This is a genomic window from Chryseobacterium koreense CCUG 49689 (assembly GCF_001045435.1).
GTDB classification, from domain to species: domain Bacteria; phylum Bacteroidota; class Bacteroidia; order Flavobacteriales; family Weeksellaceae; genus Kaistella; species Kaistella koreensis.
In genome coordinates, this window is the sequence record NZ_LFNG01000021.1 from 12,534 (window position 1) to 34,467 (window position 21,934).

Below are 21,934 nucleotides of genomic sequence, written 5' to 3' on the forward strand. Positions count from 1 at the left end.
TTGTGAGCGCTTAAAAAATCCTTTTCAAAAACCGCAACTTATGCGTATGCTTCTTCAAATCGGCATTGTAAATCCCTGCGGAATCCAGTGAGTCAATCCGTACTTTTCCATAAGCATGAATAATTTTCTGGTCGTCCAGCATGATTCCCACATGCGAAATCACTCCATCCTGGTTTTCAAAAAACGCCAAATCTCCAGGTTCTGCTTCTTCGATGAAATCCAAAACCTGTCCCAATTCAGCTTGTTGATAGGCATCTCTCGGCAATGCTTTTCCGTGCACTTTATAGACCAATTGGGTAAATCCGCTGCAATCGATCCCGAAAAAACTTCGCCCGCTCCACAAATAGGGAACATTTAAAAACTTTTTCGCAGTTTCGGCGATGTTTCCTGGATTGGGATTTTCAAATGTCCCGATTTCCGCATTGATTTCGCTTCCGATGGAAAGCAGGGTTTTTCCCTCCTTTAATTCAAAGGTCTCAAAATTTTTTTTCAGGGTTTCTGTTTTCCGATCTGCAAAATCATCTTCCGAGATCTTTGCAATCTGCTTGGAATCTATCCAGCCTTCGTAACCATCAAAATCTATCCGGATTTTGGAAAAGCTTCCGTCAATCTCCAAGATTTCACAACTTTCGCCATACAAAAGTTGGGAAGTCATTTCCGACTGGTGGCTGTTTTCCGCCCGAATTGGCGCGATGGAAACGGAACAGATATATTTATTTGGCATCGTTCAGATGATTTGATTTTGTTTGAAGTTTCAGGACGATCTGCCAAACGGTAGATTTCAATTTTCAAGTCTTAAAACTAACTGCGAAGAAAATTCACTTCCGAAGGAAAATTCACGCGCAGCAATTCACCTACCTCCTTCGCAGCATATTCACTCCATCTCGCAAAGGTAAAATAAGATTTTCAAAATCTTCATCTTTCGCCACCAAATCATTGAGCTCTTTGATGCTTTTGGTGGATTGCTGTTTCGGGTTCTCCTCCAAAACTTTCCCGTACCAAAGCACATTATCAAACAAAACAACTGAGCCCGATTTCAAATGAGGCTTGATGAGCTTAAAATATTCTACATAATTTTCTTTGTCCGCATCGATAAAAACCAAGTCGAAAATCTCGTCGGTTTTCTTTAAATATTCTAATGCATTCTGAATCCGGAAATCAATTTGGCTCGAAAATTCACTTTCCGCAAAATACCTTTTCGGGAGATAGGCCAATTCCTCATTCACATCCAAAGTAGTGATTTTCCCGTCTTTTGCCAAGCCTTCCGCCATACAAAGTGTGGCATAACCGGTGAAAGTGCCCACTTCCAAAATGTTTTTTGGCTGAAGCATTTTAGAAATTATGGAAAGCAGCCTGCCTTGCTGATAACCGGAAATCATGTGCGGTTGGGTAGTTTTCTGGAAAGTTTCCTTTCGCAACCGCTTCAACATTTCCGGTTCCGCCGAAGCGTGGGTTTCTAAATAACGGTCCATTTCCGGACTGTTTTCTTCGAAAAAACTCATTTTAAAAATGTTTGGTATCCAAAATTACTGTTTTCAAAATAAAAAAATAAAAAAACCTCATAGGTTTTGAAAACCTATGAGGTTTAATGAGGTTTAATGAGGTTTAATGAAGCTAAAAGCTATAAGCCAATTAATTCTTCACCGGAGCTATATCCATCAATTTCATGAACTCATCGAGTTTCGGCATGATGATGATCTCGGTTCTTCTGTTTTCGGCTCTTCCGGAAACGGAAGCGTTCGTAGTTTTTGGATTATATTCGCTTCTTCCGCCCGCAGTGATTCTGTTTGGATTCACCCCGAATTGGTTTTGCAGGATTTTCGCCATGGAAGTCGCCCTCAAAGCAGAAAGATCCCAGTTGTCTTTAGGCAGGTTTGCAGAATTCAAAGGAACATTATCTGTGTTACCTTCGATCAACACGGAATAAGTATCGTAGTCGTTGATCACTTTCGCCACTTTACCCAAAACTTCTGCAGCTTGCGGAAGCACGTTGTAATCGCCAGTTTTGTAAAGCATTTTGTCGGAAAGTGAAATCATCACCACTCCCTTCAAAACTTTCACCTGAACATCCTGATCGGCAACATTGTCCAGAGATCTCTTCAATTTGTTGGAAAGTGCCAAATTCAGACTGTCGTTTTTCGCATTGGTTGAAATCAGCTGCTTGATGTATTTATTGGAAGCATTGATCTCGCCAATCAGCTTGTCAATATTTGCGGAACCTTTCCCGGTATTCGCCAAACAAGCGTCAAGAGAAGATTTTAATGCGCTGTTTTGGTCTTTCAACAAAGTATTTTCACTGGTCAAACCTGCGTTGGTAGCCTTCAAATCCTGAATTTCTCGCTGTCTTTCACCAATATTGGTAATACACTGGTTATAATTCAAATTCAGAGCGTCATACTGCTTCTTGCTCACACAAGAAGTCATCGTAACCGCCATCACGCCGACGGCAAAAATTTTTCCTAAATTCATAGTACTGTTTCAATTTGTTTAGTCAAAAATAGAGAATTCATTTTAAACGGAAGAATTATCTTTGCACCAATATCGTTAAATAATCCTTAAAAATGCTTACCAGCAAATTGTTTGCCACAATACCGTTTCAACTTTTGCCTGATTTTCAGGAACAAAGTTTTTTGTTGGCGGTAAGCGGCGGAGCAGATTCCATGGTCCTTTTGCATTTGTTTAACAGATTGGGTTTGAAGTTCGAAGTTGCACATATCAATTACCGACTCAGAAATGAGGATTCTGATCTGGACCAAAAGTTGGTGGAAAATTATTGCTTGAAGCACAACATCGAGTTCCATCTTTACCGGGTTTCCGAAAAAGACCAAAAACCTGAAAACTCGATTCAGCTATGGGCAAGAAATCTGCGCTATGATTTTTTCAGGAAAATCCAAAAAGATCGAAACCTGGAATTTTTGGTGACTGCGCATCATTTGAATGACGAGCTGGAAACCTTCCTGATCAACCTTTCACGCGGTTCCGGAATAAAGGGATTGAGCGGAATTCCTTCTAACGAAAATAAAATCATGCGTCCGCTGCTTCATTTTTCCAAAGCAGAAATTTATGCTTTTGCCGAAAAAAATGGAATTGAGTTCCGGGAGGATTTATCCAACCAAAAAAACGACTATTTAAGAAATGGTTTCCGAAACCAGGTCATTCCGCAAATCCAGGATATCTCACCGAATTTTTTGAATGGCTTTCGGGATTCCATCCATTATTTAAGCGAAGCCAATGATTTTATTCAAAATGAAATTGAAAAAGCCCTGCAGGAAATTGTCCTTAAAAATAATGGTGAGGAAACCACTTTAAACCGAAAAGAAATGCTTTCCAAACCTGCTTTCATCATCAAAGAAATCATCAGAAGATTCGGCTTTTCAGGAGATGAAATCGAAAAGGTGATTTCCGGCGAAAACGGGAAGCTTTTCAGAAGCAAAACGCATGAACTCCACATTTTGCGGGAGGAAATTTTGTGCGTGAAAAGAAAGATAAAGTAAATCATAATGCCTAATTTTGGAGGCTTAATAAAGTTAGAAATGAAATTCAGAAATTATTTAATCCTAATTCTGGCCTTCCTTTTTCAGGGAATTTCGGCACAGATTAAGGATCCGGTAAAATTCAAATACAACATCAATTCCCTTCCCAATAATGAATACGAAGCTGTTTTAACGGCAACCATCGACAAAAACTGGCACATTTATTCCAAAGATTTGCCACCCGATTCCGGAATCCCGACGGAAATGAAAGTGACCTCCAAAGACGGAATCCAGCTCATCGGGAAAGTGGTGGAAGTGGGAAAAAAACATGACGAGTTCTCTGAAGCTTTCGGGGCGCAAATCGTCTATTATTCTGATCTGGTTCAGTTTAAGCAAAAATTTAAACTTAAAAATAATTCCAAACCGGCAAATGTTGTAGCAGAAATCACCTACCAAACCTGTGATGACCGGGTTTGTCTGGCGCCGAACACTTTGGAGTTTGAACAAAAAGTGGCACCAAGTGCTGCCGGAACTACTGTAATAACCAATGATGAAGCCGCACCCGAAACTAACGCTGGTCTGGATTCGGCAAACGTGACGGAACCAGCGGAAACCGTTGCCGCGAAAGCAGTTTCTCCAGCTCCATCCGAACAAAAAGGTTTAAAAGTTGCTTCCATCGAACATGAAAATCCGCTGACAGATTGCGGCGTGACCAAACAGAAAAACAGCGAAAATTTCTGGACTTATCTGCTGCTTGGATTTTTCGGTGGACTGATCGCATTGCTCACTCCATGCGTGTTCCCGATGATTCCACTCACGGTTTCGTTTTTTACCAAAGGTTCCAAAAACAAGGCAAAAGGAAGACGGGATGCAATGATTTATGGATTCTTCATCCTTTTGATTTTCGTGTTGCTTTCCGTGCCATTCCATATTGTGGACGGAATTGCAGGAAATATTTTCAATGAAATTTCCACCTCGGTTTGGCTGAATGTCACCTTCTTTCTGATCTTCTTATTTTTTGCGGGAAGCTTTTTCGGATATTACGACATTACTTTGCCGAGTTCCATTGCCAATAAATCTTCAAAAGCCGAAGAGGCAGGCGGATTGATCGGAATCTTCTTTATGGCATTGACTTTAGTCATCGTTTCGTTTTCCTGTACGGGTCCAATTTTGGGAAGTTTGCTGGGAAGCGCGGTGACCGGTTCGGCAAATGTACCCTTGCTTTTAACTTATGCTTTGGCCGGATTCGGATTGAGTTGGGCAATTATTTTCGGACTTCTGGCATTGTTTCCGCAAGCGCTGCAAAGTCTGCCAAAATCTGGTGGCTGGATGAATACCGTGAAAGTGGTTTTGGGATTCATCGAACTGGGATTGGCTTTGAAATTTCTATCGAAAGCAGATTTGGTTTCGAAGACATTTTTCCTGAAACGTGAACTTTTCATCGCACTGTGGATCGTGATCACCATTGGTTTGGTTCTTTACCTATTTGGTAAAATCAGATTTCCGCATGATGACAAAAAACCGAAAATTTCATGGGCCAGGAAACTTTTCGGAGTTTTGGGAATTGCGTTTACCGTTTATTTAATCCAGGGACTTTTTCCCGGCGAAAGACCGAAACTCCAGCATTTGAGCGGAATTCTTCCTCCGATCAATGTGAGCTATCTTCACGACGAAAAAGACGGCATTTTGGGTATGCATCCTGAACATGACTATTTCAAAGCGATTGAAGTTGCCAAAAAAGAAAATAAACCTTTACTCATAGACTTCACCGGTTTCGGTTGCGAAAACTGCCGTAAAATGGAGGAATTTGTCTGGAGCGAACCCGACATCTTACCAATGCTTCAAAACGACGTGGTTCTGGCATCGCTTTATGTGGACGATAAAGAGGAGCTTCCAATACATGAGCAAACTTCTGTGGACATGGGAAATGGACAAAAGAAAAAAGTGAAAACCATTGGAGATAAATGGTCGCTTTTCCAGCAAATCAATTTCAATAACAATTCCCAACCGCATTACGTTTTGATGACGCCAGACGGAAAAGTCATCAACCATCCCGTTTCCGGTTACATGCCGAAAGAGGATTTCAAAAACTTCCTGAAATGCGGGATTGAATTTTTTAAAAATAAGCCGTGATTAATTAACGCTGAATATTAAACAGCAAGTCATATAGAATCCCGATTGTTGTGAACTTTCGGGATTTCTTATGTTCCACATTTAAATAAATTGTTGAATTGTCAAGATTTTTAAAATTAAGGTATAAATATTGATGTCAAAATTAAAATTACTTATCAGCTTTTAAATAATTTTCCAATCTTGTTCAATTATTAAAAATACCATTATGGAAAATCTTGCCCAAAAACAGACGAATACCGGAAAAAAACCGATGACCAACAAAAAAGCCATACACATCGATATGACTCCCATGGTGGATTTGGGATTTCTGCTGATTACCTTTTTTATGCTTGCAACCCATTTCTCAAAACCAAATGTGATGGACCTAGGTTTACCCGCGAAAAGTCCCACTCCGACAAACACAGTGATTGACTTCCGCAATCAGATTACTTTCCTCATCGGGAAAGATAACCGAATTTTCTATTACCAAGCCGAATCAAAAGACTTGATTAAGAATGTTTTAAGGGAAACAACTTTCGAGGGGAACCAAATTGCAAAAATCATTGCCCATGCGAAGAAAACCGCCCCAAAACCTGATATTTTCACCGTCATCATCAAACCAACAGACGATTCCAGCTATAAAAACTTCGTGGACATGCTGGATAATATGGCAATTACGCAGAATGAGCGGTATGGAATTTCTGATATAAAACCCATTGAAAAAGGTATTTACATGGGAGCGATTGAACCCTAAATAGGATACAAAATCATATTGCAAAATTTCCTACAATGTTTTATCTTTAGCTATCGAAAACATTTTGTCATGGATATTTCTTCAGCAATTGGGGTATTACTACTTCTTGGGATGATTGCTTTTATTTGGTTGCTTCCGATATTCAGTATTCTTTTTTCGCAGAAGACTTCGGGCAGCGAAAAGGTAGCCTGGCTCTTAGCGGTTCTGTTCGTTTCATGGTTTGCATGGATTTTTTATTTGCTGCTCGCACCAATCAGGAAAAAGGTTTAGAAACCATTCGTTTCATTGATTATCTTTCACAAAGTTATTTAGCAATTCTGAATGACCGGAATAGATTTTAGTTTGGGGCAAATCGGTCGATTTTCTAATTCTAAAAAAAATATCCCGGAATTATCATTTCTTTACTCTTCTTTTAATTACATTTGCGAATCTTCAATCAATTAAACTATGAAAAAACTTCTATCAGTTCTTTTCCTTTTGACATGTTTACTTGTCTTTGGCCAAAAGGATTATCAAAAAGTCCGTGTTTATTACAATAGCCAGGCCGAACTCAGCCAGGCTATAAAATTATCCCAGACTGAACCCAGAACATTCAAAAAAGGTGTTTTCTTTGAATGTGAAATTCCTAAAGTCCTTGCCGACGAAATTCGCAACGCCGGACTGAAAATCGAAATTCTGGAGCCCAATCTCCGGGAATATTACGACCGACTGGAAAAAGAATTTGATGCGAAAAACATCACCAGTTCCTGCCCTGGATTTGCATTTACAGATCCTGTGAATTACAAAGCAGGAAGCATGGGTGGTTATTTGAACTACAACGAGGTGATGTCTGAACTGGACCTCATGAAAACACTGTACCCAAATCTGATTTCATCTAAGGCGGCAATTTCTACTTATACCACTTTTGAAAACCGTCCGATTTATTATGTGAAAATTTCAGACAATCCGCAAACAGAGCAAAACAAGAAAAGAATCTTGTACACTGCACTGCACCACGCACGCGAACCCGGATCATCACAGCAGCTGATTTATTATATGTGGTATCTGCTGGAAAACTACGCTACAAATCCCGAAATCAAATCTTTGGTTGACAATACCGAAATCTATTTTGTACCGGTGGTCAATCCAGACGGATTCGCTTACAACTCTACCACCAATCCCAATGGCGGCGGAATGTGGCGTAAAAACCGCCGTTCCGGTTATGGGGTTGACAACAACCGAAATTATGGCTACCAATGGGGAACCACGGGAACCAGCACGAATCAAAATAATGACACCTACTGCGGTCCGTCTGCTTTTTCCGAACCAGAAAATCAGGCGATAAAGTGGCTGTGTGAACAGAAAAACTTTGGAGTCGCCATCAATGCACATACCAGTGGGAAGCTTTTGCTGTATCCTTTTAGCTATGCTACCAATATGCTGACACCAGACGATTTCGCGTATCAAATGACCTCTGCCGAGATGGTTCGACACAGCGGTTATCAGAATCAGATTTCTGCAGCGCTCTATCCAGCTTCTGGAGATTCGGATGACTGGATGTACGCAGATACTTCTACAAAACCAAAGGTCTTTGCATTTACAGCAGAAATCGGAAGTAATTTCTATGAAGCTTCCGGACAAATCAAAAGTACCTGTGCAGGAATGGTATATACCAATCTCTCTGCATTAAGATTTCTGCATAATTATGCTGTTTTAAATGACACTTCGGATTTTTTCATCAGCTCTCAAAATGCGCAGTTTAATTACTCATTAAAAAGGCTCGGATTCGTTGACAATCAAGATTTTGTGGTGAAAATCACGCCGGTTTCGGCAAACATCAGCAGTGTGGGAACTCCGAACACCCATTCCGGCATGACCATCGGGCAAACTGCTGAAGGTTCAATCTCGCTTAACCTCAATCCAACTATAGCCAATGGCGAAGCAGTGACTTTCAAAGTGGAAGTGGACAACGGAAATTATGTACAAACCGATTATGTGACCAAATATTATGGAACCGTGGTCAATAAATTCTCCGAACCAGCAAACTCCATCACGCAGTGGACCAAAACAGGAAAATGGGATATCACCACTTCCCAATATGTTTCCTCGCCCACTTCGATCACAGATTCACCAGCAGGAAACTATTCCAATAATACGGATACTAACATCAGAACAACCAGTGCAATTAATTTGACCACCGCTGTTGCGGCACAGTTAGAATTCAAAGCAAGATGGAACATTGAAAAAGGATATGACTATGTGGCATTGGAAATTTCGACCAATGGTACAACCTGGCAACAACTTTGCGGAAAATATACAAGTCCGGGGACTACCAATCAGATTTCAGGGCAACCGATTTATGATGGCGTTCAAACCACTTGGGTAAAGGAACAGATTGACCTATCAAATTACATTGGCCAACAAATTTACCTCAGATTCAGATTAAAAACTGATGCATCAACAACTGCCGACGGGTTTTACTTTGACGACCTTTATGTGAGAACAATTTTAAACGCAAGTTTAGCGACTTCAAGTACACCAATTGAAAGTGCCAAAATTTATCCGAATCCGACTTCTGACCGATTGTTTGTAAAGGATTTTGAAAAATTCAAAAGCTACAAAATCTTCTCAATGGACGGACAGCTGCTTCAAACAGGAAAAAGCACAGCAACTATTGACGTAACTCGACTCGCAAACGGAATCTATGTCGTTGAACTCGATGGCGGTTCCTCAGTTTTAAGGGAAAAATTAATGATTAAAAAATAACGAATCCCTCTTTAAAAAAGAAACCCACTGTAGCATCTGCAGTGGGTTTTTTAATATTGATGGCGATTCCGGTTTATGGATTCGTATTGGGAACACTGCTGAAACCGATGGAGGTTTTCACAGAAATGTCAGATGTTGGCGACTGTTTCAAAACATAAACCAGCCTTTCCTGAACCGCACCGGATTTCATGATATGGTCAAAAGTGGTGGAAGTATTCAAATCCAAAGAAAGTGAAGTTCCCACATTATCCGGAATATCTTCTCTGGAAGCAACCAAAACCTCATTGCTGCCATTATTGGACAGATATACTTTCACCGATTTGAAAATTCCCATACTTGCATTGGATCCCACTGAAATGGTCGCATTGGAAACCCGGATGTCTCTCACATTTGCACCGGCTCCTGTAAGCTGGTTAATACTTTGCGCTACTGAAACATTTGACAATGTGGTGTTTGCAGGTGATCCAGCGGTCACCAAAATGGTCGCATTATATGGAAAAGTGTTCTGCAGAATCGATGAAACGGTGGAACAGCTTGCTAAAGTAGCAGTTGCTGCTACTGCTGATAAAAATAAATTTTTCATAGTGGTTGATATTAATTGAAACCTTTTATTCAGAAATTGTACCAAGAACGGGTTTTAACAAAAAATTAACGGTCCCAAAAAAGTTGCCCGGCAAAAAGCTACTTGATACTGACCGAAAACTTCCCTTTCGCATCTCCTGAAGCCATATTGCTTTTCCCGATAATCAGCCAGATTTCACCAGTTTTTTGAATATCATAAGAAATATCCCGCCCGAAAGGTCCGTCCAAATCACCGTTTGCCAGTTTGATCTGGTTGAAACGGATATTCATTTCAGAACTTTCCGGCTCAATTTTTCCCTCGATTCTTTTATTGCTAAAGTTCTTGATTTTCAGCACATACTGTTGATTATCTTTGGTAAATTCGTCCTGGATTTTAAGTGGAATCATCTCTCCGTTGATGGTTTTGATGATTTTATCTCCTTCCACCACACGGAATGTATTTGATGGTTTCGGTTCCTGTTTTTCAATTGGAACCATGGCTTCATTGACTGTGTCAGGATTATTTTCCGGAATGGTGACAACAGAATCCTCTTTCACGTCATTTTGACCGACCGCTTCCTTTTTATCGCAGGAAAACAGCAGCAAAGGAATGATGAGCAATAGTTTTTTCATTTTCTTAATGGTTTGATAATAGTTCCTTTTTGATTGAAATGATTTTACTTTTTTAAGATTTCATCTCGCCGCTTTTTGGCCTTCATGTTTGATGCATAGACTTTCTATTAAACCAAACCAAATTCGCTGAAAATTATGGACAAAAAAAATCATTCGTTGTGAAGACGCGTCCCAATTCATAAAACTGCAAACCAAAATTGTTCCATCGATTTCAAAACATTTTTCAGGCGCAGCATAAAATTAGGTTTAATTCCATTGATAAAAACAGAAAAAGCGCTTTTGGGTCCTCTAAAAAAATAATTTCGATGCTCCCAAATTACATCAGAAAATTTTATGCTTTCGTGCAAACCGCCATTCGTCTTCCAGAGCATAAGCAATGAGCCAATCGTGATTTCGAGGAAATATGACTGCATCGCCGTGCTCACCGCTCATGAAATCGTCATTTACATTTTGGATAAAATCCTGCAAATCCATTTCCAATAAAAACGCATATTTTAGCCAGCAAATCAACACTTTTTTTTCTGAAAGTTGATGCTGTTCCATCAGTTCCCGCATCACCTCATCTGGTTGATTGCCATAGCCAACAACGAGCGCATCCAAAACGTAACGAAACGGATTTTCACTTGGGTATTTTTCCAGAACGGTTTCTACCTCTTTGTCTTCATTGGTTATCAAAACATCGGAAAGTTTATATTTTGCCAGATTTTCTTTTAGAATATAGGCTTGAAGAAGTTCGTGGAACTCCAGCGGGATGCACCGAAATGAAACCACGCTGTATTTGATCCCAGAGTTTTGAAGCTCCTCCAAAACCTCCAGAAAAGGCTCAATATTACGTGTCACAAATTCGCTGAACCGAATACGGATTTGCAGTTGCGCCCTCTTTTCCAGGAGTTGATTTCGTTGGTCGGGATTCATGTTTCAGATGTTATTATTGGAAAAAGCTTATTCTTAATTTATCAGTACTTTCTGTTCCCTTGCCTCCAAACCCTCAAAAAAAGATTTGTAAACAGAAGTTCCACTTTGGAAGAAAGGCTCATTTGTACAGGTAGAACTTCCCAAAATCTCTTGAATCATAACAGTATCCGGAAATGCAAACATATTCACGCAAGGGATTAATTTATTCCAATTTAAATTCACTTTTCCCGATGTTTCATTCCAAACCGAACAGTTTATTTTTTTTGCAGCGAGTAACATTCGGTTGTTTTCCGAAGTTATTTCTTTGGTGAATGCATCTTGTTTCTGTTTGTACTGCTTTAATTTCGCATCAAATTCATCCGAAAATTGTTTTCGCATTATTTCTGACTCTGCTTCAAGTTTTTTTAAACTGGCGATTTTTAAATTGAATTCTTCTTGCAGTTCCTTTGTTTTTTGTATTTGATTTTTTGTTAAATCTGCCACAAGCTGCGTGATTTCCACAGATAGCGCTCTGTTTTGTTCTTTTATGGTTTGAATGCCTTGTTTTTCCTGTTCTGCCTCAAGCTGAGCAATGAGTAACTCGTTTTCTGCTATTTTTTGTTTGTTCTGATCTCTTTGGGCAGCATTGTTTTCTTTGATCCGGGCAAGTTCGGTTTCTTTTTTCTCGTTAAATTCTTTTTCCAGCCAGCCTTTTTTCGCTAAAAGTATTTTTTTGGAGCTGGATTGGATTAGTGCTTTTGAACCGGAGATCAAAACATCTTCCAACCAAATCTTATGTTTTGATTGGGCATCTTCTAGCAATTTTTTCTCATAATTCTTGCTGTGTTGGGTAATTTCTTCACACAATTTGATATTGTTTTTCTTAATTTTTTCGATCTCATCGTATTGCTTGATGATCGCTGGATCTCCTTTTTCAAGATTTTGCAGCTGCACTTTTTTGATGGCGGTTTTTTCAGAAAACGATTTTCTCGTAGTTTCAATTTCTGCAGTAGTTGCCGGGATTGCGTATCCTTTCACCTCACCCAAATGTTTCTCAAAATTCTCGCCTCTTTTTTCAAAATCCGATTTCCAGCCGCCGCATTGGCTGCATCTCGCACCAATTTTCATGTCGGCAATCAGATTATCGCGTTCTTTGTTTAGCGCCGCTAATTCGTCCCGTAACTTGGCGATATTATCTTTCCAGCGTTTTTCCAATTCGGGGATTTTATTTCTGATCTGGTTTATTTTCTCTTCATTGCCTTCATATAAAGCAGCTTTGCTTTCCACAGCTGTTACTTCTGAAATGCCAATGGTTTGCGCGGATAAAACGGCATGCAAAACAAGAAAAGCTATGAATGCGATATTTTTCATGAATGATTTTTTTTTAATTAATCTCCAAATGGGTCATCTTCAGCGGCAACCAAACTTTTCAGATACTCCAAGGCTTTTTTGATTTTATTGAAATTGCTTCCATCCCCTTTTAAATAAGAGATATAAACCCTAGACGTTGTTTTTTGATCAGGATTAGTCAACTTTCGTTCAAAATTTGTGTAATAATCGTTATAATCATCTGTAAAATGATTAGTAACCGCACCTACCCCCCGTTCCATAAGACCAGTATTTTCAGACAATATTATCATCATGTTACTAACGGGATCGCTTGCTTTCCTACCGCCTTCTAAAGGTGCTTCTTCTATGCTGATGATATTTTCTGGAGAGAAACTATAAATGTGATCAATTTCATAATAATCCTTTGGATAGACCGTATATCGCCTTCCCAAAACATATTTTACCGTTCCCTGATTTTCGCTGTAATTACTTCGCATCCTTTCGTATTTAACTTTATTATCCGAAGAAATAGTAAGGCGATTAAATCGGTAATGCCAAAGTCGAGAGCCGGTATCTCCATTTTCACTTAAAGTCATATAATGCCCGACGACCTCTTTCAGCTTTTTATTAATATAATTTACGGTTTCCTCCTTTGTTAAGCTCGCCCCTTGCGAATAGCAGAGGTTAAAGCTTAAAAGCATTAATAAAAAAATTGTTAATCGTTGCATAATTGTCATATTAAAGGTTTACATTTTTTTAATGTGGAAAATGATATGATTTTCTGTTTTAGAATTCCATATTCTCATAATGCCAAAGATATTTGGGATTTCGTGACCAAACAATACCCACCACTGGGTATTTTTAACAAAAAATGGATATATTTGAGATTTGACACCTGTAAATTAAGTATTTACCCGTAAAAACGAAGATTTATTCCATATGAAAAACTACGATGACATAGAACAGAAGCTCTTTCAGATCGAGCGGAATCTTTCCAAGGATTCCTTTGACATTGCCGATATTTCAGAAATCATCCCGGCTTCCATCATGGTTCACAGTCTAAGCAAAGGCGCTCCGCAGCAAATCCTGTACATGAATGAGTGGGGCTGCAATAATTTGGGTGTGGAACTTGAAGAGCTCAACAGCTTGCGAGAACAATACTACGAGCAGTTCTTTATCCGGGAAGAGACCAATGCCATCATTCCACAACTTTTAAGCTACTGCAATGAGGGAGACTATTCCCGGCAACTCAATTTTTTCCAGCGCGTGAAGCTATACAAGTCTGATAAGCACCGCTGGTTTTATACCGTTTGCAAATTATTGGATAAAAATGATGAGCAGCAGTTGATCATGCTCTCGACACCGATTGAAGGTACAGGAACATTGATGGAAAAGGTAAAAAAAGTCCTCGACGAAAACGAGTACATAAGACTCCATTACAAAAAATTCGCATTGCTGACCAAACGTGAAAAAGAAATCCTCGCATTACTAAGCGGCGGAAAGTCATCGGCAGAAATTGCAGACCTGCTTCACATCTCTAAAGAAACGGTTTCCACACACCGCAAAAACATCATCAAAAAATTAGAGGTAAAATCTTTTACGGAACTGCTGCGTTTTGCCCTTGCTTTTGATTTGGTTTCTTAATGTGGATTGAATAAAATCATCAGGACTCCAGCAAAACAAACCTTATTTGATGATTTGATCTCCTTTCACAGGTCGGAAGACGTTTGCCAATTTCAATTCAGAACTCACACGCGAAATCACGGATTTTTCCAAGGTTCGATTGACTGGTTTTTTCTCTTAAAAAAATAGCGGCAACGAAATCATAACCAGTAGTTTTTTTCATTTTATTTGATAGTTTCGTCATAGATTACTTTGGAAAGGAAAGATTTTGCTTGTTTAGATTTTGCTTCCTTCAAAATTTCGTCTCGAAGTTTTTCATCCCCTTTTTCCGATGCATATTTCAAAAGTTGGCGCTCGCTGAAATGAATGGAAACTCGGTGAAAATTCACTGCAAAATCCTTTCTTTCCATATTGTGCGAAGTGATGATTCCGCCCCAATTCACAAAGCTGCAAACCAAAATTACACCATAAAAATACCAAAACATCTGGTTAAAAAGAAATGCATTTGTCTTTTGTTTCTGAACTTTAATGAAAGTCAAAATCAATCCAATGACCGATAAAATAAGGAAAGCATAAACCCCCAGTCGTTTGTAGGTCAAACCGTAACTTATCACATATTCAGCGTTTTTCAGGAAAGCAGAAAGAACCAAAACAACATTTAGAACAATCCAAGTTTTAGCCAATATTTTCAGGGATTTCGCATTTTTATCAAAATTAAAACTTCCCTTAAAGTAAAATATAATCATTCCAATCGCCATTAAAATGGAGAAAATCACGGCATTTACGCGATTGTGGGTCTCTTCTGAAAGTTTGTTTGGCGACTTGGGGATTTCCACAAACTGCTCATAATTAAAGGTGATAATGAAAACAAGCAACAAGACGTTTAGCGCGAAGAGAGAAACCACGCCACTCATTCGCTCAGCATCCAAATCCAGAAAGGAATAGGTGGATTTCAAATTTTTATCTTCATTAAGAAAATCATTTTTCAGATCGTGGTTCCATCCAAAAACATAGCGGTCAATCTTGAAATTCCAATAATTAAATGCGATGAAAAAACCGAGACATCCCAACGCAAAGAATTCCCAAAAATTGAACTCAAAATGAAAATCGGTAAAAATTTGGGCAAAATGTTTACTTCCAGCCGAGTAAATCGCAAAAAACATGATGATGAAAAATGCGGGAATGAGCACCACAGAAATCAGTTTCTGAAAATTTACTGAAGATTTCCTCATCGGCAACCACTGTTCAAACTTGAAAAACCGGTAGGGAAAAGTGATGAGGTTCACCACAAAAACCGGCATCGCCAAAAGCGATTTCAAATCGCGGCTTTTCGATTTAAAGGCCAATAATATTGCAGAAACAAACACTGCGAGGAACGAGATAAAATCGCCGTACCATGCAAAAGCCACTCCAGACAAAACGGTAGTGATAAAAAGAATCAAAAAATTACGGTTGCGGTATTTTTCATGCGTTTTATAGAGGGTAAGCAAAGCATAACCAATTGCCAAAATTCCGAAATTCAGCCCCATGCTTTCACCATAGAAAAGCGTGATGAACAAGGCAGTTGTGAGCAGGATGAGTTGATAATTTTTCATGATTGATGATGAGATTTTTGATTTTATAAAATTTGAAAAATAATATACAGATATAGGCAAGTAATGGGGAGGTTTGCCAAAATATATAGACATGAAATCCAGTATTTACTGCGCATTGTGAACTCGTTCACCGCCTGCAAAAATTCATGGAGAAGGATAAGTAGATTGATGACGACGGCAAGGATTACATAATAAATTCCGAACATCAAAAGCAGATCGCTTTTTGAAAAATAAAAAGCAAACAGCAGAATTGTCCCGATAAACCAGAAAGTGACGAAGACGTGCTTTCCGATTGGTTTTTGTTCAAATGTTTTCATGATTTTTTGTTATAAAGTACTTTGTTTTTCAAAGTTAAATTGAAAAAAAAATATGGTTGATTACTTCCCTAATAATTTTTCCAATGCCGCCAAATGTTCTTCAAATGCCTTTCTTCCTATCTGGGTAACACGGTAAGAAGTCTTCGGTTTCTTGCCAACGAACTCCTTTTTTATCTCGATAAAATTTGATTTTTCCAAAGCAGAACTGTGGCTCGCCAAATTGCCGTCAGTAATTTCTAGCAGCGTTTTCATCTCGGTGAAATCAACCCAGTCGTTGACCATCAGAACGGACATAATACCCAATCTGACGCGGCTTTCGAATTCTTTGTTGAGCTGATTAATGTTCACCATAACTTTAATTATATACTTGCATCGATATAATACACAAGACTTAACTTCGGTTTCAAAATAATGATTTGAATTGATCGGGGAGTCAAACCATCTGTACCAATAAACCACGGATAAACATAGCAGTCATCTTTTAGGATCTCAGATTCATTTATAAACCATGGAGTTTCCTGCTTAAATGACATTCCAAAACTTACTGCTTCTTTTAATAATTCCGGCAATTGATCTCCTCTATACCATTTTCCTGGTTGAGCTTTTTCCAAATCGTCATATTTGAAACCTTTAATCTTTATTAAATAAGCATCATGATGATCCCCTGTGAAACCGCTCTTTGAAACGTAACTTCTTAAAACTTTTTCAATTTTTTCATCACCCAACTGACACCAATTCAACACAAATCTCACATCACTATTAGTCGCCTCATCAATCTTATCTCTGTTTCCCCAAGTTATGGAGTAAGCAAAAAAAGTAAGCACAATGGCAATAAGGCCACATGAAAGCAGTCCAATAGCTGCAAAAATATTACGTAACACACTGTTTTTAAGCAATTTCATCACTTGTACTTTTTATGCATCACCAATCCATACACCATGTGCAAAACGCCAAAACCGATCGCCCAGAAAACCAAGCCCCATCCTAGGAAAAAGAAGGAAATCAGACCAAGAGCGACTTCGCAATAACCTAAATATTTCACGTCGGATAAAGTGTATTTTTCCGCATTCACCAGTGCCAATCCGTAAAAAATCAAAGTCGATGGCGCAATCAACACGAATAAATGATGATAAAGCAAACCGAGACAAAAGAAACCACCCGTAACTAAAGGAACTGCAAAATTAAACAGTAACCGTCTTGTGGTTTTATCCCAGATTTTTAGATTATTTTCCTTGCTTTTTCTAGCAGTGAAAAAATATCCGGAAAACACAGCCAGTACAAGAATTACAGTTCCAATCAAAATAAGTTCTTTAACTAAATCCCGACTGAAAACATTTTTGTTTCCTTCAAAATAATTAATCCCTTCCCTTTGAAAAACAAAATAAACATAGATGGCACCGACAAAAGCGATCAAACCTGCAAAAACTCCCGAAAGTCCGCTCAGCGAAATAAACCGGGAACTCCGTTCCATCATCGAACGGATGTGCGAAAGGTCTTCGTGGTAATTTTTTGACTCCATAAAAGTACTTTGAGATACAAAGTTATAATTTATTTTGAATTGTCCAATATTTTTGCGGATGTTTTTCATAAAAATTTTAACAGCAATATGAAAACAACCTATATTTGATAAATTTTCCGATATGAAAACCGTCTGTTTCCTTTCCTCAATACTCTTTTCGCTAATTTCCATTATGGCAAATTCACAAAAACTCACCACTTATGTCAATCCCTTTGTCGGAACCAAAAATATGGGCCACACTTTTCCCGGCGCTACCGCTCCATTTGGAATGGTGCAGCTTTCTCCGGAAACCAACCAGGTTCCTTATGCAATGGATGGAAAATACAATCCCGAAACTTACCGATATTGTTCCGGTTATCAATATGACGACAAAACGATATTTGGTTTTTCCCACACCCATTTCAGCGGAGTCGGTCATTCCGATTTGGGCGATTTTCTGGTAATGCCCACTATAGGGAAACTGAATCTGGAACCCGGAACGACGGAACAACCAGGAAGCGGATATCACTCCCGGTTTTCAAAAAACACCGAGAAAGCAAGTCCCGGATTTTATCAGGTTTTTCTTGATGATTATGGAATTAAGGCGGAATTGACTTCCAGCGAAAGAGTTGGTTTCCACCGTTACACTTTTCCGAAATCTTCAGCATCGCATATCATTTTGGATTTAATGTCGAATATCTACAACTACGACGCTAAAAATGTGTGGACTTTCGTGCGGATTGAAGACAACCAAACCGTCACCGGATATCGGGAAACCACTGGTTGGGCAAGAACCCGAAAGGTTTTCTTCGCTATGAAATTTTCAAAACCATTTAAGAACTATGGCAGAAAACGTTACGAAAAAGTGGAATACAACGGCTTTTACCGAAAATTCAATGAAAATGAAAACTTTCCGGAATTTGCAGGAAGACAGATTCGGGCATATTTTGATTTTGACACGAACGAGCATGAACAGATTTTGGTCAAATTTGCGCTTTCGCCCACGTCCACTTCCGGCGCACTGAAAAACCTGGAAGCCGAAATTCCGCATTGGGATTTTGACAAAACCAAAAAAGAAACCGAGGCAAAATGGGAAAAGGAACTTTCCAAAATCGAGGTAGAAACTTTAAACGAAAACGATAAGCGGACCTTCTACACAGCAATGTACCACACGATGATGTCGCCAATTCTTTACCAAGATGTCGATGGAAAATATTTGGATATCGACCAAAACATTCACAATGCGAAAGATTTTACCAACTACACTATTTTTTCACTTTGGGATACTTATCGCGCGCTTCATCCTTTATACAATATTATCCAGCAGAAAAGGAACAACGATTTTGTGAAATCCATGCTTTCGCATGCGCGACACAGCGTACACAAAGCATTGCCGATTTGGTCCCATTATGCCAATGAAAACTGGTGCATGATAGGTTATCACGCAGTTTCGGTTCTGGCAGATGCCGTGGCAAAAAACACCACCGATGCCGATTTGAAAACCATGCTCAACGCAAGTGTGACTTCATCAAACCTGAAATATTATGATGGAATCGGTGAATACCTGACATACGGATATGTTCCCGAAGACAAAAGCAGTTCCTCCGTTTCAAAAACTTTGGAATATGCTTATGACGATTGGTGCATCGCTCAAATCGCCGAAAAACTGGGCGACGAAAAAACCAAATCCGAATACCTGAAACGCAGCGAAAACTACAAAAACGTCTATAATCCGAAATCCGGATTCATGCACCCGAAACTTTCCGATGGAACTTTTAAAACAGCATTTGATCCAATGGACACTCACGGACAAGGATTTATAGAGGGAAATGCCTTTAATTATGGACTTTATGTTCCTCAAAATGTTCCGGAAATGATTAAGATGATGGGCGGAAAAAACAAGTTCTCAGAACATCTCGACCAAATTTTCACCACCGAAATCGCCGACAAATACATTGAAAAGAATGAAGACATCACCCGGGACGGAATCATCGGGAATTACGTTCACGGAAACGAGCCCGGTCATCACATTCCGTATTTGTACAACTGGACAAATGACGCCTGGAAAACCCAGGAAAAAGTTCGGATGATCATGCGGAAAATGTATTCAGACGGTGAAGACGGACTCTGCGGAAATGATGATGCCGGACAAATGAGTGCGTGGTATGTTTTTTCGGCGCTCGGTTTTTATCCGGTTTTACCGGGCTCTGATGAATACCAATTCGGTTCGCCTTTGGTAAAATCCGCAAAAATCAATCTGGAAAACGGGAAAACTTTAAACATCAAAACCGAAAACCAGTCTGAGAAAAATGTATATGTCTCCAAAATTTTCGTGAATGGCAAAGAAATTAAAAACCACATACTGAAACATTCCGATATTGCGAACGGAGGAGAGATTGTTTATGTGATGGACCGCAAAAAGTGAGTGCATGAGAAGCCCCATTGATGGGTTACTTTCTGCGTAAAACAATTTAAATCCGGGAAATCTGCAAGAAATTAAATATCTTTGAACTTACAAAAAAAAAGTAAAAATGCTCAGTAATTTAAGGCACAATTTGGAAAGGCAATGGTTCGGCGTTCTCACGAGAATGGGCACGAAGTTGGGAATTCCAGTGTCCAAACTCCGGGTATTTTTCATTTATTCCACTTTTGCTACAGCCGGCGTTTTTTTCCTGATTTACCTCGGACTCGCCTTTATGCTTTGGATCAAAGATATGTTTATCACCAGAAGACCGGGCGTTTTTGATTTGTGAATTGCCGCCAATGCAAGATTTTTTTTCGAAATTTCAAATTAATGGCATGAAAATTTATGCGAATAATTGATCCGCAAGATTTTAATTCTCACTAATATTTCATCGTTTTGGAGTTTTTACAATTGACATCACCGGAAGATTTCCGTGCGAAAAACATCTATGAATCCTACTGCGCTTCCTTCATCGAAGACGAAAGACGGAGCGAGAAACAGTTTCAGCAACTCTTCGCACATCCTAAAGTAAAGGTATTTTCGGTAATTAACCATTTGGAAAATATCGGATACCTGATTCTTTGGGAATTGAGCAACTTCACATTTGTGGAGCACCTGGAAATTTTCGTGGAGCATCGGAATAAGAAATACGGTTCTGAAATGATGAAGATGCTTTTTAAGGATTTCTCGCGACTTGTTTTAGAAGCTGAACCCGAAAATCAAGATGACAACTCCAAAAGGAGAATTTCGTTCTACCAAAAAAATGGCTTCACCATAATTGATGAAACCTATATGCAGCCGAGCTACGGCGAAGGAAAAAAACCGCTAAACCTCCTGCTTTTTGCCAATTGGAAACCGGAAAGTCTCGAGCGGATCAAGGAGGAGATTTATGATGTGGTGTACTGTTAAAGTTTGAGGTTTGAGGTTTGAAGTTTCAGGTTTCAGGTTTCAAGTTTCAGGTTTCAGGTTTCAGGTAAAGTACCGATGGTAGAAATGTTTCGTATCGTCTTCTTTTACTAAACTTTAACGTTTCAAATATTCTTTTGCGGTAAGAACGGGTAAGCTGATGTTCTTAAAGTCTTTCTTTTTTCGGGAAATAATCACATCCATTCCATGTTCGGTTGCGGTGTACTATTGAACTGCAACTTCAAAGTCGGTGAAATCCGAAGCAAGGGAAAGCTCCAGAATTTTGTCGTCCAAAGGTAAAACTTCAACCAAGACCTTGAATTTCGAAATCGCGTTCCTCGCGTTCATTTTCAAATGTTTGAAGAGCAAGTAATGAATATTGGCAAGGGTAAGTGCGGAAACAAAGAGTTTCGTTTTGCTTTGGTCACCGAGCGTAAACAATTCCTGAGCTTCACGATAAAATTCTTCCCGCTTTTCGAGCAGATCCAGAACGATATTGGTGTCAACAAAAACTCTTTCCATCACGAATGTTTTTTTCGCAGGTAGTCATAAAAATCGTCATTTTCAAGTTGTGCAGGAATTATTCCCGTCAAACTTTCCACGAGCGGACTTACAGTAACTTTTCTGGAACCTTTTTTCGTAAGCGAATTCAGGTAACTTTCAATGAGCTTCGAAAGACTTATGCTTTTTTCCTTGGCGTATTCCTTTGCGCTTTCAATCACTCTTTTGTTGAGGTTTAATGTCAGTTTGGTATTCATCATAATTAATTTACGTGTAAAATCATTGATTAATTACGTAAATAAAAAATCTGTACCGAAGATTTTTAAAGTGATCGCCGATTGTTGAGCATTTTCTTAAGGAATGACAACAAATACGTTCTAATGATTGCCTTAACCTACAACCTGAACAAATACTTGAAATTTATCACCCGAAAAGCCCATCACAGTGCCCAAATCATGAACCTTCCAAAAGGGAAGTTCTGGTTTTGGAAAAACTTCTTTCCCACGACTCCCATATCCTTCATTTAAGC

General features: G+C 39.1%; 23 protein-coding genes and 1 pseudogene. 9 read left to right on the forward strand and 15 right to left on the reverse strand.

Translation table 11 applies throughout. The features are described from left to right. Positions 1-10: 10 nt before the first annotated feature. From ACM44_RS12685 to ACM44_RS12695, 3 genes are all read right to left on the reverse strand, one after another. Positions 11-724, reverse strand: coding sequence for a C40 family peptidase (locus tag ACM44_RS12685; RefSeq protein ID WP_048500424.1), 714 nt, complete (start codon positions 722-724; stop codon positions 11-13). Positions 725-854: 130 nt separating this feature from the next. Further along, positions 855-1,502, reverse strand: a complete 648-nt coding sequence (locus ACM44_RS12690; protein ID WP_048500425.1) for an O-methyltransferase — start codon at positions 1,500-1,502, stop codon at positions 855-857. Between the two features lie 130 nt (positions 1,503-1,632). Continuing rightward, positions 1,633-2,469 (reverse strand): OmpA family protein, encoded by an 837-nt coding sequence (locus ACM44_RS12695; RefSeq protein ID WP_048500426.1) that lies wholly within the window; start codon positions 2,467-2,469, stop codon positions 1,633-1,635. A 92-nt stretch (positions 2,470-2,561) separates the two neighbouring features. On the opposite strand from ACM44_RS12695, the gene tilS reads away from it, so the two are divergent. The 5 genes from tilS (at position 2,562) to ACM44_RS12720 (ending at position 9,084) form a co-directional block, all read left to right on the forward strand. Further along, positions 2,562-3,494, forward strand: coding sequence for a tRNA lysidine(34) synthetase TilS (gene tilS, locus ACM44_RS12700; RefSeq protein WP_053215471.1), 933 nt, complete (start codon positions 2,562-2,564; stop codon positions 3,492-3,494). 39 nt (positions 3,495-3,533) lie between these two features. Further along, positions 3,534-5,606 (forward strand): protein-disulfide reductase DsbD family protein, encoded by a 2,073-nt coding sequence (locus ACM44_RS12705; RefSeq protein WP_048500427.1) that lies wholly within the window; start codon positions 3,534-3,536, stop codon positions 5,604-5,606. A 202-nt stretch (positions 5,607-5,808) separates the two neighbouring features. Next, positions 5,809-6,339: an ExbD/TolR family protein gene (locus ACM44_RS12710; protein ID WP_407637855.1), complete on the forward strand. Its 531-nt coding sequence runs from the start codon at positions 5,809-5,811 to the stop codon at positions 6,337-6,339. A gap of 111 nt (positions 6,340-6,450) precedes the next feature. Beyond that, a complete protein-coding gene (locus ACM44_RS15970; RefSeq protein ID WP_152669361.1) occupies positions 6,451-6,609 on the forward strand; it encodes a PLDc N-terminal domain-containing protein in 159 nt (52 codons plus the stop codon). A 177-nt stretch (positions 6,610-6,786) separates the two neighbouring features. Further along, positions 6,787-9,084 (forward strand): M14 family metallopeptidase, encoded by a 2,298-nt coding sequence (locus ACM44_RS12720; protein WP_048500430.1) that lies wholly within the window; start codon positions 6,787-6,789, stop codon positions 9,082-9,084. A 73-nt stretch (positions 9,085-9,157) separates the two neighbouring features. Here the strand turns inward: ACM44_RS12720 and ACM44_RS12725 are convergent, their stop codons facing one another. From ACM44_RS12725 to ACM44_RS12745, 5 genes are all read right to left on the reverse strand, one after another. After that, the gene (locus ACM44_RS12725) at positions 9,158-9,667 is read right to left on the reverse strand and encodes a hypothetical protein (protein ID WP_048500431.1); all 510 of its coding nucleotides are present in this window, start codon (positions 9,665-9,667) and stop codon (positions 9,158-9,160) included. 98 nt (positions 9,668-9,765) lie between these two features. After that, positions 9,766-10,278 carry a hypothetical protein gene (locus ACM44_RS12730; protein ID WP_048500432.1) on the reverse strand — a complete coding sequence of 171 codons (513 nt, stop codon included), beginning with the start codon at positions 10,276-10,278 and terminating at the stop codon, positions 9,766-9,768. Positions 10,279-10,599: 321 nt separating this feature from the next. Then, positions 10,600-11,193: a hypothetical protein gene (locus ACM44_RS12735; protein WP_048500433.1), complete on the reverse strand. Its 594-nt coding sequence runs from the start codon at positions 11,191-11,193 to the stop codon at positions 10,600-10,602. 33 nt (positions 11,194-11,226) lie between these two features. After that, a complete protein-coding gene (locus tag ACM44_RS12740; RefSeq protein WP_048500434.1) occupies positions 11,227-12,543 on the reverse strand; it encodes a hypothetical protein in 1,317 nt (438 codons plus the stop codon). 17 nt (positions 12,544-12,560) lie between these two features. Next, complete coding sequence (locus ACM44_RS12745) at positions 12,561-13,238, reverse strand: hypothetical protein (protein WP_048500435.1); 678 nt, start codon at positions 13,236-13,238, stop codon at positions 12,561-12,563. A 202-nt stretch (positions 13,239-13,440) separates the two neighbouring features. Between ACM44_RS12745 and ACM44_RS14880 the strand changes: the two genes are divergently transcribed. Then, complete coding sequence (locus ACM44_RS14880) at positions 13,441-14,145, forward strand: response regulator transcription factor (RefSeq protein ID WP_053215472.1); 705 nt, start codon at positions 13,441-13,443, stop codon at positions 14,143-14,145. Positions 14,146-14,348: 203 nt separating this feature from the next. Here the strand turns inward: ACM44_RS14880 and ACM44_RS12755 are convergent, their stop codons facing one another. The 5 genes from ACM44_RS12755 to ACM44_RS12775 are packed head-to-tail and all read right to left on the reverse strand — an operon-like array spanning position 14,349 to position 17,555. Then, a complete protein-coding gene (locus ACM44_RS12755; protein WP_048500436.1) occupies positions 14,349-15,719 on the reverse strand; it encodes a DUF4153 domain-containing protein in 1,371 nt (456 codons plus the stop codon). 23 nt (positions 15,720-15,742) lie between these two features. After that, positions 15,743-16,036, reverse strand: coding sequence for a hypothetical protein (locus tag ACM44_RS12760; RefSeq protein ID WP_048500437.1), 294 nt, complete (start codon positions 16,034-16,036; stop codon positions 15,743-15,745). 60 nt (positions 16,037-16,096) lie between these two features. Beyond that, on the reverse strand, positions 16,097-16,387 hold the full coding sequence (locus ACM44_RS12765; RefSeq protein ID WP_048500438.1) for a winged helix-turn-helix domain-containing protein: 291 nt from the start codon (positions 16,385-16,387) through the stop codon (positions 16,097-16,099). Between the two features lie 8 nt (positions 16,388-16,395). After that, positions 16,396-16,938: a hypothetical protein gene (locus ACM44_RS12770; RefSeq protein ID WP_048500439.1), complete on the reverse strand. Its 543-nt coding sequence runs from the start codon at positions 16,936-16,938 to the stop codon at positions 16,396-16,398. Next, positions 16,938-17,555, reverse strand: a complete 618-nt coding sequence (locus ACM44_RS12775; RefSeq protein WP_048500446.1) for a hypothetical protein — start codon at positions 17,553-17,555, stop codon at positions 16,938-16,940. Before ACM44_RS12775 ends, ACM44_RS12770 begins: the two co-directional genes overlap by 1 nt. A gap of 121 nt (positions 17,556-17,676) precedes the next feature. On the opposite strand from ACM44_RS12775, the gene ACM44_RS12780 reads away from it, so the two are divergent. The 3 genes from ACM44_RS12780 (at position 17,677) to ACM44_RS12790 (ending at position 20,907) form a co-directional block, all read left to right on the forward strand. Continuing rightward, positions 17,677-19,959: a GH92 family glycosyl hydrolase gene (locus ACM44_RS12780; protein ID WP_048500440.1), complete on the forward strand. Its 2,283-nt coding sequence runs from the start codon at positions 17,677-17,679 to the stop codon at positions 19,957-19,959. A gap of 106 nt (positions 19,960-20,065) precedes the next feature. Then, on the forward strand, positions 20,066-20,287 hold the full coding sequence (locus ACM44_RS12785) for a PspC family transcriptional regulator (protein WP_048500441.1): 222 nt from the start codon (positions 20,066-20,068) through the stop codon (positions 20,285-20,287). Positions 20,288-20,394: 107 nt separating this feature from the next. Further along, entirely contained in the window at positions 20,395-20,907 is a 513-nt protein-coding gene (locus ACM44_RS12790; protein WP_048500442.1) for a GNAT family N-acetyltransferase, read from the forward strand. Between the two features lie 114 nt (positions 20,908-21,021). Here the strand turns inward: ACM44_RS12790 and ACM44_RS12795 are convergent. Together ACM44_RS12795 and ACM44_RS12800 are read right to left on the reverse strand one after the other, a co-directional pair. Next, positions 21,022-21,426, reverse strand: a pseudogene (locus tag ACM44_RS12795) (type II toxin-antitoxin system VapC family toxin). Then, the gene (locus ACM44_RS12800) at positions 21,426-21,662 is read right to left on the reverse strand and encodes a DUF6364 family protein (RefSeq protein WP_048500447.1); all 237 of its coding nucleotides are present in this window, start codon (positions 21,660-21,662) and stop codon (positions 21,426-21,428) included. The pseudogene ACM44_RS12795 and the gene ACM44_RS12800 overlap by 1 nt, the downstream one beginning before the upstream one ends. Positions 21,663-21,934: the final 272 nt, after the last annotated feature.

Coding starts and splice junctions, on each gene's coding strand:
- ACM44_RS12705 (WP_048500427.1), top strand. CDS start 3,534: ATGAAATTCAGAAATTATTTAATCCTAATTCTGGCCTTCCTTTTTCAG.
- ACM44_RS12685 (WP_048500424.1), bottom strand. CDS start 724: ATGCCAAATAAATATATCTGTTCCGTTTCCATCGCGCCAATTCGGGCG.
- ACM44_RS12775 (WP_048500446.1), bottom strand. CDS start 17,555: ATGGAGTCAAAAAATTACCACGAAGACCTTTCGCACATCCGTTCGATG.
- ACM44_RS12730 (WP_048500432.1), bottom strand. CDS start 10,278: ATGAAAAAACTATTGCTCATCATTCCTTTGCTGCTGTTTTCCTGCGAT.
- ACM44_RS12800 (WP_048500447.1), bottom strand. CDS start 21,662: ATGAATACCAAACTGACATTAAACCTCAACAAAAGAGTGATTGAAAGC.
- ACM44_RS14880 (WP_053215472.1), top strand. CDS start 13,441: ATGAAAAACTACGATGACATAGAACAGAAGCTCTTTCAGATCGAGCGG.
- ACM44_RS12755 (WP_048500436.1), bottom strand. CDS start 15,719: ATGAAAAATTATCAACTCATCCTGCTCACAACTGCCTTGTTCATCACG.
- ACM44_RS12780 (WP_048500440.1), top strand. CDS start 17,677: ATGAAAACCGTCTGTTTCCTTTCCTCAATACTCTTTTCGCTAATTTCC.
- ACM44_RS12690 (WP_048500425.1), bottom strand. CDS start 1,502: ATGAGTTTTTTCGAAGAAAACAGTCCGGAAATGGACCGTTATTTAGAA.
- ACM44_RS12765 (WP_048500438.1), bottom strand. CDS start 16,387: ATGGTGAACATTAATCAGCTCAACAAAGAATTCGAAAGCCGCGTCAGA.
- ACM44_RS12720 (WP_048500430.1), top strand. CDS start 6,787: ATGAAAAAACTTCTATCAGTTCTTTTCCTTTTGACATGTTTACTTGTC.
- tilS (WP_053215471.1), top strand. CDS start 2,562: ATGCTTACCAGCAAATTGTTTGCCACAATACCGTTTCAACTTTTGCCT.
- ACM44_RS12735 (WP_048500433.1), bottom strand. CDS start 11,193: ATGAATCCCGACCAACGAAATCAACTCCTGGAAAAGAGGGCGCAACTG.
- ACM44_RS12785 (WP_048500441.1), top strand. CDS start 20,066: ATGCTCAGTAATTTAAGGCACAATTTGGAAAGGCAATGGTTCGGCGTT.
- ACM44_RS15970 (WP_152669361.1), top strand. CDS start 6,451: ATGATTGCTTTTATTTGGTTGCTTCCGATATTCAGTATTCTTTTTTCG.
- ACM44_RS12745 (WP_048500435.1), bottom strand. CDS start 13,238: ATGACAATTATGCAACGATTAACAATTTTTTTATTAATGCTTTTAAGC.
- ACM44_RS12760 (WP_048500437.1), bottom strand. CDS start 16,036: ATGAAAACATTTGAACAAAAACCAATCGGAAAGCACGTCTTCGTCACT.
- ACM44_RS12725 (WP_048500431.1), bottom strand. CDS start 9,667: ATGAAAAATTTATTTTTATCAGCAGTAGCAGCAACTGCTACTTTAGCA.
- ACM44_RS12770 (WP_048500439.1), bottom strand. CDS start 16,938: ATGAAATTGCTTAAAAACAGTGTGTTACGTAATATTTTTGCAGCTATT.
- ACM44_RS12695 (WP_048500426.1), bottom strand. CDS start 2,469: ATGAATTTAGGAAAAATTTTTGCCGTCGGCGTGATGGCGGTTACGATG.
- ACM44_RS12740 (WP_048500434.1), bottom strand. CDS start 12,543: ATGAAAAATATCGCATTCATAGCTTTTCTTGTTTTGCATGCCGTTTTA.